15 protein-coding genes are annotated in these 15,446 nt (G+C 58.6%); 11 read left to right on the top strand and 4 right to left on the bottom strand.

Annotated elements, in window-relative coordinates; genetic code table 11:
- Positions 1–49: 49 nt before the first annotated feature.
- The 3 genes from IEW65_RS16250 to IEW65_RS16240 form a co-directional block, all read right to left on the bottom strand.
- The gene (locus IEW65_RS16250; RefSeq protein WP_188640505.1) at positions 50–1,165 is read right to left on the bottom strand and encodes a serine hydrolase; all 1,116 of its coding nucleotides are present in this window, start codon (positions 1,163–1,165) and stop codon (positions 50–52) included.
- A 29-nt stretch (positions 1,166–1,194) separates the two neighbouring features.
- Complete coding sequence (locus IEW65_RS16245; RefSeq protein WP_188640504.1) at positions 1,195–2,301, bottom strand: heparan-alpha-glucosaminide N-acetyltransferase domain-containing protein; 1,107 nt, start codon at positions 2,299–2,301, stop codon at positions 1,195–1,197.
- Between the two features lie 199 nt (positions 2,302–2,500).
- Positions 2,501–2,797, bottom strand: coding sequence for a hypothetical protein (locus IEW65_RS16240; protein WP_188640503.1), 297 nt, complete (start codon positions 2,795–2,797; stop codon positions 2,501–2,503).
- A 431-nt stretch (positions 2,798–3,228) separates the two neighbouring features.
- On the opposite strand from IEW65_RS16240, the gene IEW65_RS16235 reads away from it, so the two are divergent.
- From IEW65_RS16235 to IEW65_RS16200, 8 genes are all read left to right on the top strand, one after another.
- Positions 3,229–4,170, top strand: a complete 942-nt coding sequence (locus IEW65_RS16235; RefSeq protein ID WP_188640502.1) for a DHH family phosphoesterase — start codon at positions 3,229–3,231, stop codon at positions 4,168–4,170.
- A gap of 284 nt (positions 4,171–4,454) precedes the next feature.
- On the top strand, positions 4,455–5,585 hold the full coding sequence (locus tag IEW65_RS16230; RefSeq protein ID WP_188640501.1) for an ABC transporter ATP-binding protein: 1,131 nt from the start codon (positions 4,455–4,457) through the stop codon (positions 5,583–5,585).
- 44 nt (positions 5,586–5,629) lie between these two features.
- The gene (locus IEW65_RS16225) at positions 5,630–6,910 is read left to right on the top strand and encodes an ABC transporter substrate-binding protein (protein ID WP_188640500.1); all 1,281 of its coding nucleotides are present in this window, start codon (positions 5,630–5,632) and stop codon (positions 6,908–6,910) included.
- A 68-nt stretch (positions 6,911–6,978) separates the two neighbouring features.
- Complete coding sequence (locus IEW65_RS16220; protein ID WP_188640499.1) at positions 6,979–7,863, top strand: carbohydrate ABC transporter permease; 885 nt, start codon at positions 6,979–6,981, stop codon at positions 7,861–7,863.
- Positions 7,860–8,705, top strand: a complete 846-nt coding sequence (locus tag IEW65_RS16215; RefSeq protein WP_188640498.1) for a carbohydrate ABC transporter permease — start codon at positions 7,860–7,862, stop codon at positions 8,703–8,705. Before IEW65_RS16220 ends, IEW65_RS16215 begins: the two co-directional genes overlap by 4 nt.
- Before the next feature lie 62 nt (positions 8,706–8,767).
- Entirely contained in the window at positions 8,768–10,888 is a 2,121-nt protein-coding gene (gene recQ / locus IEW65_RS16210; protein WP_188640497.1) for a DNA helicase RecQ, read from the top strand.
- Between the two features lie 75 nt (positions 10,889–10,963).
- Positions 10,964–11,365, top strand: coding sequence for an MbcA/ParS/Xre antitoxin family protein (locus IEW65_RS16205; protein ID WP_054641243.1), 402 nt, complete (start codon positions 10,964–10,966; stop codon positions 11,363–11,365).
- Complete coding sequence (locus IEW65_RS16200) at positions 11,362–12,042, top strand: RES family NAD+ phosphorylase (protein WP_188640496.1); 681 nt, start codon at positions 11,362–11,364, stop codon at positions 12,040–12,042. The genes IEW65_RS16205 and IEW65_RS16200 overlap by 4 nt, the downstream gene beginning before the upstream one ends.
- 13 nt (positions 12,043–12,055) lie before the next feature.
- On the opposite strand, the gene mtnA is transcribed toward IEW65_RS16200, so the two are convergent.
- On the bottom strand, positions 12,056–13,075 hold the full coding sequence (gene mtnA / locus IEW65_RS16195) for an S-methyl-5-thioribose-1-phosphate isomerase (protein WP_188640495.1): 1,020 nt from the start codon (positions 13,073–13,075) through the stop codon (positions 12,056–12,058).
- A 104-nt stretch (positions 13,076–13,179) separates the two neighbouring features.
- On the opposite strand from mtnA, the gene mtnB reads away from it, so the two are divergent.
- The 3 genes from mtnB to IEW65_RS16180 are packed head-to-tail and all read left to right on the top strand — an operon-like array spanning position 13,180 to position 15,039.
- On the top strand, positions 13,180–13,770 hold the full coding sequence (mtnB, locus tag IEW65_RS16190; RefSeq protein WP_188640494.1) for a methylthioribulose 1-phosphate dehydratase: 591 nt from the start codon (positions 13,180–13,182) through the stop codon (positions 13,768–13,770).
- Positions 13,767–14,453, top strand: coding sequence for an acireductone synthase (gene mtnC / locus IEW65_RS16185; protein ID WP_188640493.1), 687 nt, complete (start codon positions 13,767–13,769; stop codon positions 14,451–14,453). The genes mtnB and mtnC overlap by 4 nt, the downstream gene beginning before the upstream one ends.
- Positions 14,454–14,490: 37 nt before the next feature.
- Positions 14,491–15,039, top strand: a complete 549-nt coding sequence (locus IEW65_RS16180) for a 1,2-dihydroxy-3-keto-5-methylthiopentene dioxygenase (RefSeq protein WP_188640492.1) — start codon at positions 14,491–14,493, stop codon at positions 15,037–15,039.
- Positions 15,040–15,446: the final 407 nt, after the last annotated feature.

Raw genomic sequence — 15,446 nt, 5'->3', positions numbered from 1 at the left:
TCCTTAATAAAAAAACCCAATACGGTAGGCCAGTTTATCACGCTCGCTGCTAGTCGTGACCCAAGGCACCGCTATAACGCAGCGCTTCGCCCACACTCGCCAGGGCACGTTCATGGGCCTGCGCCGAGAGCGGCCCACGGGTGCACGCCACGATGACCCTGGGGCCATTGGCAGCGTCACCCGCTTGAGTGGCATGCGACGCAATACCGGCATCGCAGCTTCGTCGATGCTGCGTGCCCGTTTTGTGCGCAAAGGTGAATTCGCTGCCCATGCCTTGTTTCAAGCGCCGCTCGCCAGATTTAGTTCTCTGCATGATCGCCAGCAGCGTTTGGCGCTGTTCGGCATTCATATCCTCCATACCACCGTGATGCAGGCTAGCCAGCAGGTCGCCATAGGCGCGCAGCGTGCCCACGTTTTCACCGGTGGCTTCGTAGGCATCGAAGGCGTGGTCGTAGTCGGGCTGCTCGAAGCTTTCTTCGCTCACACCCAGCGTGCGAGCAAGGGCGGCCGAGCGTTGATTAACGCGGTGTTGGCGCAGGGCCATAAAGTCTAGCCCGTTTAGTTGGCGAGCCTCTGGATGCAATTGGCTATAAACGCCTTGGCGCACGCCCACCAGCTTGCTGATGGGACCAAGGTGCTCTGGCTGGCCGTTACTGACGGCCACCATGCGGCGGGCGCGGGCGTTCACGGCAGCCAAGCCAACACGGTCAATCAGCATATCCGTGGCGGTGTTATCACTGACGGTGATCATTTGCTCAAGCAAATAACGAATCGAGATCGGTGTACCGGGGTCGTGCCAGTTGACTGGCCCGGCGCCATCGACAAAGTCGCTGCGTGCCAGCGTAAGACGATCATCCAGAGAGAGCGTGCCAGCTTGGCGTTCAGCCAGTACCTGAGCCGCTACGGGCACTTTAATGAGCGAGGCCAAATACCAGGGGTCGTCTGCCTGCCAGGAGTACGCCTCACCTGTTGCGAGGTTCTGGACATAGACGCCAAGTGCACCGCCAAACACCTCTTCAATGGCGCTTATTCGCGCATCTAAATCGCCTTGCCAAGGGCTCTGCTTATCTACCTCGTAGTACCAGTTCGTACTTGCTACCGCCGCGCTGGCTGGCAATAAAGCGCACAGTAGCGCTGCGGCTAGCCAGTATTGAAGATGTCGCAACCTTACCTCCTACCGCGGCGAGTGGCGGATTATTTGTAACGGGCGATCCAGCGCGTTAGCCAAATCCATAGCGCGGCGCCAAGAATCAACAGCCCACCCACGCCAAGGGCCTGTGGGTAGGTGTACATGCCTTCGCCTTCCAGCAGAAAACGCAGCACCAGAAAAATCATCACAATGTGAAAAATAAACGCTTTGAGCGCATCGCTGCCCACCATCGTTAAAGGCAGCAGGGCCTTAGACGCAGCGGCCCCACCAGCGAGTGCAACGGCTAAAATCACCAGTGCACCACCCACGCTGAACAGCGTAAATTTCAGCCCAGGCGGGTGTTTGCCATCGTTATTAGCCACCGCCAGCATTGCAGCAGAAACATCACCTTCGGCAAAGGCCAAGCCATAGAACCCGGCGACCATCAAGGCCCCTACGCCCACCAGCGCCAGCACCAGCCTGCGCCGTAGTGCTGTATCAAAATAGCAGCGCAGCAAGGCTTCACCGATCAGCAAGCCCACTAATATCAACGGCGCGCGGCTAAGCTGGCCCCAGGTATAATGGTCTTCATGGTCCACCAGCAGTGCTTTTAAGGTGTCGTTACCGCCAAAGCTCAGCCCCTGCAGCCAAGCGGAAAGCGCGGTTAAACCAATAATAAGCGCACACCGACCCCAGAGAGGCGTTCGCGCCCATAGCGGCAGTACCAATGGCACCCACAGCAGGGCAATAGCGTAAAATCCGAGGATTTCTACCCAAATCGCAAAGCGCTGATAAAGCAGCGCATCCAGAATATCGCCAGGAGCGTAATACGGCAGCATCTCGATAACGGTCAGCGCCTTGTACCAAAACCACACCTCCAGCGCCCGCACCCATAATTTTAGCCGTCGTTTTGGCCACTCCTCTGTTTGGGTAGACGCTAAAAACGCCACGGCTAGCGCAATCCCGAAGACCAGTATGAACAGGGAAGAAGAGAACTTAGTGAAAAAATGGACGGGCACCATGCCCCAATCGGGCACGTTGCGTATTCCGATAAGACCACTAACCGTATGGCTGAGAATCATCAGCCCAATCGCTATGCCTCGAGCGAGATCAATCGCCTCAATGCGCCCTTCAGCGCGGGGCAACTGGGGTACTTCTTTCCAGATGAACACGATAGCAACGTCCTTGTCATAGGCGAAATCACGTTTCTTTTACCCTGGTTTCGTATAATAACCATAGCCCATTTACGGTTCGTGCTTTTTTGTCCCTTTAAACGCGCCCATCAGACACAACAATGCCCCGCAACTGGCGGGGCATTGTGTGGCTCATCCTTAAGCCGAGAGAGAAGTTAGTCCTTTAGCGAGTGACAGGTTACCAACCGGACTCATCCTCCTTATCGGTTTCCCACTGCTCTTGCTCTTCTTCCTCTTCTTCATAGGTAAATTCTTGCTCTTCCTCTTCGTACTCAGTAGTCACACCTTCAGTGGTGGAACCTTGCTCCTGCTCAGTGTCGTAAGAGTTAAAAGTACCCTGCTCGTCTTGCATCGTCTCTTCTTGCGGCGTGGCTGGCTGCTCCTCATGCTCTTCCATCGCAAACGCGAGCGGGCTTGCTACCAGACCAAATGATACACCCAGGATACCTAATTTCTTGAGAGCTTCCTTTTTCATAATCTTGCCTCCTTATGGCAACTCTTTCGTTCAATTTAGCGTTAAACATCCAACAACGTTATGTCTTCACGATAGATTCACGATCGATAAGAGCGGCGTGTCGTCCTAACCCTTCGCTCTTACCTAGAGGTTGCAGCGCTCGTACCAACACAGGCCAAAAAGATAAAAAATTATTTAAATTCATAAATTTATAAAAATGAAGACCATGCCAACCCTGTCATATCGCTATCTTTTATTAGCATTTAATTGTTTACCTGTGACACATGAGCCCCAAATATTCACGCCCCGCTATCACACTTTTCATTTTATCTAATTAATATTAACAATGAACGAAGCGTTGGCAGTGTGGGTTGCAAGACCTGAAAGGCTTATTTTAACCCATGATAACTGCTGGTATCTTTTGGTTACCGTTCACTGTATCGAGAAAATAAATGTCTACTCAGCAAGCATCCACGTTTCGTTTAGTGACCCGCAGCGATTTTGATGGTTTGGTATGCGGTGCCCTGCTCAAGCACTTAGGCCTTATTGATGAGATTACCTTTGTGCATCCTAAAGATATGCAGGATGGCAAAATTGCTATTGATGCCAACGACATCACCACCAACCTTCCTTACGTGCCCGGCTGCCACCTAGCATTCGACCACCACCTAAGCGAAACCGTGCGCAATGTTGAGCGAGCCGACAACCACATCATTAATGCAGACGCGCCTTCCGCTGCCCGCGTAGTGTGGGAGTACTACGGCGGCCATGAGGCCTTCCCCGCACGCTGGGACGATATGATGGAAGCCGTCGATAAGGGCGATTCAGCCCAGTTCAACAAAGACGAAATTCTCAACCCGCAGGGCTGGGTACTGCTGAACTTCATCATGGACGCCCGTACGGGCCTGGGGCGCTTCCGCGACTTCCGCATCTCCAACTATCAGCTGATGATGAAGCTGATCGATTACTGCCGCGAGCACACCATCGATGAAATTCTCGCCCTCGACGATGTGCACGAGCGCACCACCCTTTACCGTGAACACGAGCAGTTAGCGAAAGAGCAGATTAAGCGTTGCGCAACGGTGCACGACAACGTGGTGGTGCTGGATCTGCGCAACGAAGAGACCATCTACGCCACCAACCGCTTCGTGATCTACGCCATGTACCCCGACTGCAATATCTCGATTCACGTGATGTGGGGGCTAAAGCAGCAGAACACCGTGCTGGCGATTGGTAAATCGATCCTCAACCGCTCCAGCAACACCAACGTGGGCGAGCTGTGCCTAAGCTACGGCGGCGGCGGTCACCTAAATGCGGGCACCTGCCAAGTGGATAATGACCAGGCGGAGAGCGCGTTGGCGGAGATTGTTAAGAAGATTAATGCGGATGGGTGAGTGGTAGCCGCTCCACTTTCGTACTGCTAGCAACGCTAGCTCCCGCGCCAAACTTCGCCCCTCACCTTATTTATCACGCAAGGGGCGAAGCTCCCACTGGGCTTTCTCAATAGCCCATCACGCTCGGCAGCCCAGTGGCCAGTCCTTAGACTGCTACTGATAGCAAAATCGGTCACCTCTCTATAAACGTTCGCGACACAAACTCGCCACATAAGCGTCATTCAACCGCAACACCTCCATCACATGATTGACCTATTAAGCCCACGGCCAATCTTGGAGGTGCTATGCCACAACAACCGCAAATACGCCTTCAAAGCGTTTCTAAGCACTGGGGTGCGACCACCGCAGTGAACGACATTTCCTTCGATATCCAGCCGGGGCAGTTTGTCATTTTGCTGGGGCCGTCGGGCTGTGGAAAATCCACCACGCTACGCATGATTGCAGGGTTGGAAGAAGCCAGCGGCGGGAAGATCCATATAGGTCAGCAGGATGTGACGCACCTGCCACCGGGCGACCGCGGGCTGAGCATGGTGTTTCAGTCTTATGCGCTATTTCCGCATTTAAGCGTGGCCGACAACATCGTGTTTGGCCTGCGCAGCCGGAAGGTAGCCAAGAGTGAACAACGCGAACGGCTCGCTAAGGTCGCCGAACTGGTCGATCTCACCGATTACCTGCACCGCAAACCAGCCCAACTTTCCGGTGGTCAGCGCCAGCGGGTCGCGCTGGCGCGAGCGATTATCTCAGAGCATCCCATCTGTTTGATGGATGAACCGCTGTCCAATCTGGATGCGCGGCTTCGCAGCGATATGCGCAGGGAAATTAAAGCCCTGCAATCACGACTCAACATGACGGTGGTTTACGTCACTCACGACCAAGTAGAGGCCATGAGCATGGGAGACCGTGTGATCTTGATGCAACAGGGACATATCGTGCAGGACGGCACACCCGACGAGCTTTATAACCAGCCCGCCAGCGCTTTTGCCGCCAGCTTTATTGGCAGCCCAGCCATGAACCTTTTGCCTCTTGTGCTAGGTGAACAGGGGGCCGTTATTGAGGGCGAACCCACGACCCCAGTGGCCCCCATGGAGGCGGCCGGGGGGCAGTTGGGCGTGCGCCCTGAAGATATCGAACTGCGCCCAGCATCCGAGGCAGGCATTCCGGCCCAGGTACTCAGCGATGAGTACTTAGGTGCCGACACTATTGCCCATATCGCCGTCGGCAATCACACCGTGCGCGTTCGTCTAAGCGGTAAGCAAGCGCTCTCTGGTAAGCCCTGCAAACTCTACTGGACGCCAGATAGCGCCCATTTGTTTGATCAACAGGGTCTGCGTCAGCAAGCGTTAGCGCCTCTTGCCTTACCCGCTTCGCATCGAAGCGTACCGCGCCCGCCCGCAGTGGGCTCTTTCCAACACTGACCGCTCTCATCCTGACAACATCACAAACACTTGTGGAGTCTCTCATGCGTTCTCAGTTCTCTTGTGCAATGACAGCCATCGCCGCAGCACTGTTAGGTGCCGGCCACGCCAGCGCTAACAGTGTCGACTTGACGATGTACTACCCTGTTTCCGTGGGCGGCGCACTGACCGAGGTCGTTGACAACTTGGTGGAAGAGTTCGAAAGCGAACACCCAGACATCAACGTAGAAGCCATCTACGCGGGCAACTACGACGACACCCGAGTACGCGCCATGTCCGCCATGGAAGCGGGCGATACGCCTCAGCTATCGGTGCTGTTCTCCATCGACCTGTATGAGCTGATTGAGCAGAACGCCATTGTAGCCTTTGACGACCTCATCGAAACCGAGGAAGAGCAAGCTTGGCTGGAGAGCTTCTACCCCGGCCTGATGGAGAACGGTCAGCTGGATGGCAAAACTTACGGCATCCCCTTCCAGCGCTCCACCATCGTGCTGTTCTGGAACAAAGACGCCTTTGAAGCCGCGGGCCTAGACCCCGAAACGCCCCCTGAAAACTGGGAAGAGATGGCTGAAATGGCCGCCACCGTGCGGGAAGCCTCCAACGGTGAGCAGTGGGGCGTGATGGTGCCTTCCACCGGCTACCCTTACTGGATGTTTCAGGCCTTCGCTTTTCAGAACGGCCATCGCTTGATGAGCGACGATGGTACGGAAGTTTATTTTGACGAACCGGCCGCTGTTGAAGCGTTGGAGTACTGGGTGTCGCTGGCCACCGAGCACAATGCCATGCCCGATGGCACCATCGAGTGGGGTACGCTGCGCCAAAACTTTATCGAGCAGTCTACGGCGATGATGTGGCACACCACGGGTAACCTGACCGCCGTGCGCAACGAGGCCAATTTTGATTTTGGCGTCGCCATGCTGCCCATGAAGACCCAGCGCGGCAGCCCCACCGGTGGCGGCAATTTTTATATCTTTGAAGATGCCAGTGAAGAAGAGCAGCGCGCGGCGATGACCTTCATCCGCTGGATGACCGCCCCCGAGCGTGCCGCCGCGTGGTCGATTGAAACCGGCTATATGGGCGTTAGCCCCGCCGCTTATGACACCGATGCACTGCAGCGCTACGTGGCAGAGTTTGCTCCCGCCGCCGTGGCCCGGGACCAGCTAGAACATGGCACTGCTGAGCTCTCTACCTACCAGGGTGGCCGCGTGCGCCGTGCCTTAGATAACGCCGTGCAGGCCGCGCTGACGGGCCAAATGAGCCCTGCCGAAGCGCTGAGCCAGGCCCAGCGTGAGGCCGATGCGGCGCTGCGCCGCTATGCCCGGTAAGCGCCGATAGGCGGACGTTTCCATGCTCGCCGGGGTTCGCCCCGGCTTTTTCTCATCACGGCGGCCCCATGAACCTGAACGCCCATCGAACGATGCAGCTTTACGGTGCCCTGCTGCTCCTACCGGCGGCGCTGCTGCTCAGCACCTTTGCCTACCTGCCCACGATCACCACCGTGATCAACAGTCTTTTTTTGCCCGGCTTTCGCGGCGAACCCGCCGCCTTTGTCGGGCTCGACAATTATCGCGTGCTGCTGGACGACCCCACGTTCTGGAAGGTAGCCCGCAACAACCTGCTTTACGCACTGGGTACGATTCCCACGTCCATTGCGCTGGCCCTCGGCATGGCGCTATTTGTTAACGGCAAGCTGCCAGGGCGTGGGCTGGTACGCATGGCTTACTTCACACCCACCATTCTGCCCATGATCGCCGCCGCCAATATCTGGATGTTTTTCTATGCCCCGCAGATAGGGCTATTCAACAAGCTGCTTGGCGCGTTAGGTGTTTCTGGCGTGAACTGGCTGGGCGACCCCAGCGTGGCGCTTGGGTCGGTCATCGTGATGTCGGTGTGGAAAGAGGCGGGGTTTTTCATGATCTTCTACCTTGCCGCGCTACAGGCCATCCCCCCGGAGCTTAAGGAAGCTGCTGACCTGGAGGGCACGCGCCGCTGGAGCTTCTTTTGGCGAGTGACGTTTCCCCTGCTGATGCCCACCACGCTGTTCGTGCTGATCAACGCGCTGATCAATGCAGTGCGGGTGGTCGACCACCTGTTCATTCTCACCAAGGGCGGGCCCAATAACGCCACCAACCTGCTGCTGTACTACGTCTATGAGAATGCCTTTTCGTTCTTTGACCGCACCATGGCGGCCACCATCACCGTGGTGATTCTGCTGGTGTTGGCCGTGGTGGCCACGCTGAAGTTCACGATTCTAGATCGCAGGACGCACTACCAATGAATACGCCCGCTACCTACGCGCCCCGCTCACGTTTCTACTACTCACTTCCAGCGCTGGAAACAGTAGCGGCATGGATGCTCGCAGTTATTTGGATTTTTCCACTGCTGTACGCCTTTTGGGCCGCCTTCCACCCCAGCGAATTTATGGTAAATTTCGAGCTGTTCGCCCCGCTCACGCTGGATAACTTCAAGAACGCCTGGGCTCAAGCGCCCTTTGCGCGCTACTACCTCAACACCTTTGCCCTCGTCACGGGCGTTGTCGTTGCACAGTTTGTGGTGTGTACGCTGGCGGCGTTTGCCTTTGCCCGCTTTCCCATTCCCGGTAAGAACCTGCTGTTCATGCTGGTGCTGATTCAGCTGTTCGTGTTTCCCGAAGTGCTGATCGTCGAGAACTACCGTATCGCCAGTGACCTGGGGCTGATCAATACCATCACCGGCATTGGCCTGCCCTACGTGGCCAGCGCCTTCGGCATTTTCCTGCTGCGCCAAACCTTCAAGACCATCCCCCGAGAGCTGGAAGACGCCGCCCGGATTGAAGGCTGCAACTGGCTGGAAATTTTGTGGAAGGTCTACGTGCCGCTGGCCAAGCCCACCTATCTGGCCTACGGGCTGGTGTCGATCAGCCACCACTGGAACAATTTTCTGTGGCCGCTGGTGGTCACCAACTCGGTGGAGAGCCGCCCTCTCACCGTCGGGCTGGGTGTTTTTTCAGCGCCAGAAACAGGCGTTAACTGGGCCACCGTCAGCGCCGCAACGCTGCTGAGTATTGCGCCGTTGCTGGTGGCTTTCCTGCTGTTCCAGCGCCAGTTCGTGCAGTCGTTTTTACGCGCGGGGATTCGCTAGCCCAACGGCAGCGGGTTTTCGTGCGACAATTCTCCTTCACGCACACGACAAGGAGAGCAGCGATGCACGGCGACTCGGCAGCCCTCAAGGTACTGCAGGAGGTCTTTGGCTACGACCACTTTCGTGGCCCGCAGCAGGCCATCATTGAGCATGTGATGGCCGGAGACGATGCGCTGGTGCTGATGCCCACTGGCGGCGGTAAATCGCTTTGCTATCAGATCCCTGCGCTGCTACGTGAAGGCACCGCGATTGTGGTCTCGCCGCTCATCGCGTTGATGCAAGATCAGGTAGCCGCGCTGATTCAGAACGGGGTGCGCGCCGCCTACCTTAACTCCAGCCTCGAGATGCATGAGGCGATGGATGTGGAGAACCGCCTGCGCGCGGGCGAGCTGGATCTTCTCTACGTCGCGCCCGAGCGGCTGGCCACAGCGCGGATGCAGATGCTGCTGGAGCAGACGCGCATTGCGCTGTTCGCCATCGATGAAGCCCACTGCGTTTCCCAATGGGGGCACGATTTCCGCCCCGAGTATCGCCAGCTCTCCCACCTGCATCAGCGCTTTCCTGACGTGCCGCGCATCGCGCTCACCGCCACCGCCGATGTGCCTACGCGGCACGACATCATGGAGCACCTGCAGCTTCAGGATGCAGCGCTCTACAACAACGGCTTCGACCGACCCAACATTCGCTACCATATTGCTGAAAATCAGGGCAATGCCAAGGAGCAACTGCTGAGTTTCATACGCGAGCATCACGACGGCGAAGCGGGCATCGTTTACTGCCTCTCTAGGCGCAAGGTGGAGGAGACCGCCGCTTGGCTAGCGCGACAGGGGCTCACCGCGCTGCCCTACCACGCTGGGCTGCCCGCCGAGCAGCGCCAGCAGCACCAAACCCGCTTTCTAAGAGAAGATGGCGTGGTGATCGTCGCCACCATCGCTTTTGGCATGGGTATCGACAAGCCCGACGTGCGCTTCGTGGCGCACCTCAACCTGCCCAAAAGCATCGAAGCCTACTACCAGGAGACGGGCCGCGCCGGACGCGACGGGCTGCCCGCCGATGCCTGGATGGCCTACGGGCTTCAGGACGTGATCACCCTGCGCCAGATGCAGCAGGACTCCGGTGCCGCCGACCAGCAAAAGCGCATCGAGCAGCAAAAGCTCGACGCCATGCTTGGGCTCTGCGAGATCATTAGCTGTCGCCGTCAGGCGCTGCTCCACTACTTTGGCGATTCATTAGACGAACCCTGCGGCAACTGCGATAACTGCCTCACCCCGCCTGACACCTGGGAGGCCACCGTGGCTGCGCAGAAGGCGCTGTCGTGCGTCTACCGCACCGAACAGCGCTTCGGCGTGACGTATCTGGTGGATGTGCTGCTCGGCAAGCGCAACGAGCGTATCAGCCGCTTTGGCCACGACAGCCTGAGCACGTTCGGCATCGGCCAGGAGCTTACCGCCAGCGAGTGGAAAGCGCTGTTTCGCCAGCTGATCGCCAGCGGCTATTTGAGCGTGGATATGGAGGGCCATGGCGGCATCAAGCTCACCGCCAACGCTAGGCCCATACTGCGCGGCGAGCAGAGCCTCACCCTGCGCAAACCCAGCAAGCCAGCGCGGCGCAGCAGTAAGGGCGCATCCGCTGCCAAGGGCCACGGCGTACTGTGGGAAGCGCTGCGCCAGCATCGCAAGGCGCTTGCCGACGCCCAGGGCGTACCCGCCTACGTGATTTTCAACGACGCCACCCTGGCCGAGCTGGTAGAGCAAAAACCGCAGACGCTGCAGGCGCTGGGCGCCATCTCGGGCATCGGCGCACGCAAGCTAGAAGATTACGGCGAAGGCTTTTTGGCGGTGGTGCTAGCACACCCCGACGAGCCTGCCGCCAGCGTCCCGGTGGGCAGCAGCGCTCTAGAATCTGCCGCGCTACTGCGCCAAGGGCTAACGCCGGAACAAGTCGCCGAGCAGCGCGGGCTGGCCGCCAACACGGTCTACCGCCATTTGAGCGATGCCATTCAAGGCGGCGAACTGGCCCTGGAAGAGGTGGTCAAGCTTGACCCAGCAACCCTAGCTCAGATTCGCGCGGCTTTTGAGCAGTTTCCAGGCCAGGGGCTGAAAGTGGTGTTTGAAGCGCTAGAAGGCCGTATTGATTACCCGGTTCTACACTGCGTTCGGGCGTCTATGACTGCCAAGCGTTAACGCCCACCAAATAATCGTATTTTTTAAAAAATCGCTCATTTGGTGTACTCTCTATTCAAGAGAGGAGAAAGCGATATGGCCATTCAGCACAACACCGCTACCAAGCGCCGTGACATGGGAGCCGCTGCCATGCGCACGTATCCCAACATATCCCGCCGCTGGGGGCTGAAAGAGAGCGAAGCCGCCTTATTACTCGGCGTGCCCGACTCCACTTACCGGCGCTGGAAGCAAACTCCCGAGCAAGCCCGCCTGGATGCCAACCATCTTGAGCGCATGTCGTTGATTCTGGGCATCTACAAGGCGCTGCATATCCTGCTCCCCAATCAGGAGGCCGCCGATAGCTGGCTAAAACGAGCCAACAGCAACCCACTGTTTGCCGGTCACACGCCCATGGAACGCCTGTTAAGTGGTCACGTTTCCGACCTCTATGTCGTTCGGCAGCACTTGGATGCCGCACGTGGAGGGGGCCATGTATGAACTTCCCGCTCAGCAACGTCACATGGCGGCCAAGCTACCGCGTTATCCCTTCGCGCTTCCCTCCGATTGATCTGTTCGAAGGCGTCAATAGCCACACTGACGACTGGGACCTGCTTAACGAACTGGAAGGCGAGACCTCTGCTAGGCTTCGTGAAGAAGCGGGCGCGATCCATCTGGTGCGCGACGGCGACCGCCGTTATGGGCCTGGATGGTCTCCCGTCATGGCGGCGTTTTGCCACTTCTCTGCCTCCGGTTCACGGTTCAGCGATGGCACCTTTGGTGCCTACTACTGCGCACTTACCGAAGCCACCGCCATTGCGGAAACCCTGTACCACGCAGAGCGCTTCATGGGAGAGTCCAACGAGCCGCCCATGATGCTGCAGCAGCGCGTCTATCTCTCCGATGTGATGGGCCAACTGATTGACTTGCGGGGCCACCGCGACGCAGCGCCCCTGCTCGCCCCAGATAGCTGGTCTGCCGGGCAAGCTCTGGGTAGAAACGCCTGGGATCAACAGGCAGATGGCATCGTGTACCCCAGCGTTCGCGACCCCGGCGGCCAGTGCGCGGCCGTGCTAAGGCCCCCGGTACTCTCCGCCACTCGGCAAGGCCGTCATCTCGGGTACGATTGGGACGGTCAGCGAATTCGCCATGTGTACGAGCTGACGCTGCTGGAATGAGCCTGCCGGAACGTTAACGCCATCCTCGCAGATGCTCGCCCTGGGCAATGGCGGCGGCGTCGAACACGCCGGTATCCAGAATCCAGGCGGTGACCAGTGAGGCCGGGGTCACATCAAACGCCGGGTTCCACACCGGTGCATCGCTGGGCGCCCATACCACCTCGCCAAACGCGCCGGCGGCACCGCGCACCTCCGCGCCATCGCGCTGCTCGATGGGAATCGCCGCGCCGGTCGCGCAGGCGGGGTCGACCGTGGTGTAGGGGGCCACCACGTAGAACGGTACCTGATGGTAGTGTGCCGCCACCGCCAGCATGTAAGTGCCCACTTTGTTGGCAAAGTCGCCGTTGGCGCAGATGCGATCCGCCCCCACCATCACCTTATCCACCTTGCCTGCCGCCATCAGGCTGGCCGCCATACTGTCGGTGATTAGCTGGTAGGGAATGCCTAAATCGGCCATTTCCCACGCGGTTAAACGCCCACCCTGGAGCAGCGGACGGGTTTCATCGACATAGACATGCAAATCTACGCCGCGCTGTTTGGCGATGGCCAGCGCGCCAATCGCGGTGCCCACACCGGCCGTGGCCAGCGCGCCGGTGTTGCAGTGGGTTAACACCCGGTCGCCAGATGCCAGCAAGTCAGCGCCCCGCTCGGCCATGCGTTGGCACAGCGCGCGGTCCTCTTCAAACAGCGCTTTGGCACGTTCGGCCAGGGCGTCAGCGCCCTGGGCAAAGCAGGCTTCCATGGCGTCCAGGCAGTACATCAGGTTCACCGCCGTGGGGCGCGTCGCCCGTAAGCGATCGCTGACGGCTTGCCACTCGGATTCGGGATGGCGAGCGGCGTACTGGGCCAGGACAAAGGCGGCGCTCAAACCAATCAGCGGCGCGCCACGAATGGCGAGGTGTTTAACCGCGTGTTGCCACGCGTCGGGAGAGTCGCAGCGCACCCACTCTTCGGCCTGGGGTAGCCGGGTTTGGTCCAAATACTCAAGCGAGTCGGCATACACCCGTAAACTGCGTGACTGTAAATTGACCATGAGGGGCTCCTTGATAATGGGGCAAGCAGAACGGCGGCACGGCTTATCAGGCGCGAAGCTTATCATATAGAATGGCCGCCACTAGACGAGGCGATGCTGACCCGATGAACACCTTACACACCGAACTGCTGGACGCCATTTCCTGGGCGGCGCAGCAAGGCTGGACGCCCGCCACCGGCGGCAACTTTTCTGCGCGTACCGAGGCGGGCTATTTAGTCACCGCCTCCGGGCGGGATAAAACCCGTATCCAAGCGGATGACCTGCTGCTGTGCGACCTGGAAGGCCGCGTACTGGAAGGCAACGGCAAACCCAGCGCTGAAAGCGACTTACACGCCGCGCTGTACCGCTTAGACCCAAGCATCCACTGCGTGCTGCACACTCATACTGTGGCCAGCACCGTTCTGTCGCGCCGCTTTCCCGAAGGCATTGAGCTAAGCGGCTTTGAGATGCAAAAAGCGTTGGCGGGCAACGTGACCCATGACGCGACGATTCGCCTGCCGGTGGTGCCCAACTCCCAGGATATGGAGGAGTTAGCCGAGCACGTTCGCCAGGGCTGGCCGATGCCCTGGGGCTTTTTGGTCGCGGGCCACGGTATTTACGCCGTGGGCGACAGCATTGCCAGCTGCCGCCGCCACCTGGAAGCAATCGAATTCTTACTTGCCTGTGTACTGGAAGAGAGCCGGTGGACCCCATGAGTAACCCAACCGTTCGCGCCATCGTGACCGATATCGAAGGTACCACCACCGATATCAATTTCGTTCACAAAGTGCTGTTCCCCTATGCCTACGCCAAGCTGCCTGACTTTCTGCGCGAAAACGCAGAAGCACCCGCGGTTTCCGAGCAGATCGACGCCGTGCGCGATGTCATACAGGATGCCGATGCCACGCTGGAAGCGGTCATTGCTACGCTGCTGCACTGGATCGACACCGACCAGAAAGTGACGCCACTCAAAGCCCTGCAGGGCATGGTGTGGGCCGACGGCTACCAGCGCGGCGACTTCACCGGCCATTTATACGCAGACGTCGCGCCGGCGCTACGCCAGTGGCAGGCATCAGGCGTGGCGCTGTATGTGTACTCGTCAGGCTCGGTGCAGGCGCAGAAACTGCTGTTCGGCTACAGCGATGAAGGCGATTTAACACCGCTGTTCAGCGGCTACTTCGATACGCACATTGGCCATAAGCGCGAGGCCGTGGCCTATCAGCGCATTGTCGAGGCGCTCGATCTACCTGCAGAGTCGATACTGTTCCTGTCGGATGTGGTCGAAGAGCTGGATGCGGCCAAGCAGGCGGGTATGCAAACCTTACAGCTCGTGCGCGAAGGCACCCAGGCGGGCACTGCACACGCCTGTGTCGACAGCTTTGCTGACATTGCCCTTTAACAGCTACGTTCACCCCTTACCTCTTAGGAGCGTCTTTATGTCCCAACTGAAAGTCTTTGCCGATCAACATCCTAATGATGCGCTGCTGGACACCACGGACGGCGAACAAATTGCCGCTGAGCTGAACCGGGTAGGCGTTCTATTTGAGCGCTGGGCAGCGCCGGGCGAGATTGCCGACGATGCCACCCAGGAAGAGATCCTGGCGCTTTACCAGGAAGATATCGACCGGGTAAAAGCCAAAGGCGGCTACCAAACCGTGGATGTGCTGCACATGGTGCCCACCCACCCGGACAAGGAAGCGATGCGCCAGAAGTTCCTGAACGAGCACCGCCACTATGAAGACGAAGTGCGCTTCTTCGTCAAAGGCCAGGGGCTGTTCTGCCTGCACATCGACGACAAGGTCTATCAGGTGCTCTGCACACGCAACGACCTGATCAGCGTGCCCGCCAACACCCCGCACTGGTTCGACATGGGCCCCGAGCCGGAATTTACCGCGCTGCGCTTCTTCGACAACGTGGAAGGCTGGGTCCCCCATTGGACCGAAAGCGACATCGCCGGAAAGTTTGATCGTTTAGATCAGCTTTGAGCATTGAATGATGAAGGGGTGGTGAAGGGTGAAGAGTGAAGAGTGAAGAGTGAAGAGTGAAGAGTGAAGGGTAAATCGTAGCGCGGCGTAAGCGGAGCGCACCCGCGAAGCACTTCGCTAGAAGTGCCGAAAACGCCACCGAGAGATGATCCTTCACGCTGGCCCATCCAGGCGGCTACCGCCGCCCTCGCGGGTGCCTCATTTGCTCGTGCCGAGCAAGATTCGTTACGCCGCGCTACAAGATTTCGCCGAACTCAAGGCAGAGCATTCGTAGCGCGGCGTAAGCGAAGCGCACCCGCGAAGCACGCTGCCAGGCGTGCCGAAAACGCCACCGAGAGATGATCCTTCACGCTGGCCCCATCCAGGCGGCTGCCGCCGCCCTCGCGGGTGCCTCATTTGCTCGTGCC

The sequence above is a fragment of the Vreelandella lutescens genome, from assembly GCF_014640815.1.
Classification (GTDB): domain Bacteria; phylum Pseudomonadota; class Gammaproteobacteria; order Pseudomonadales; family Halomonadaceae; genus Vreelandella; species Vreelandella lutescens.
The sequence above is the reverse complement of the archived record's forward strand: the minus strand, read 5'-3'. Positions and strand labels throughout refer to the sequence as shown.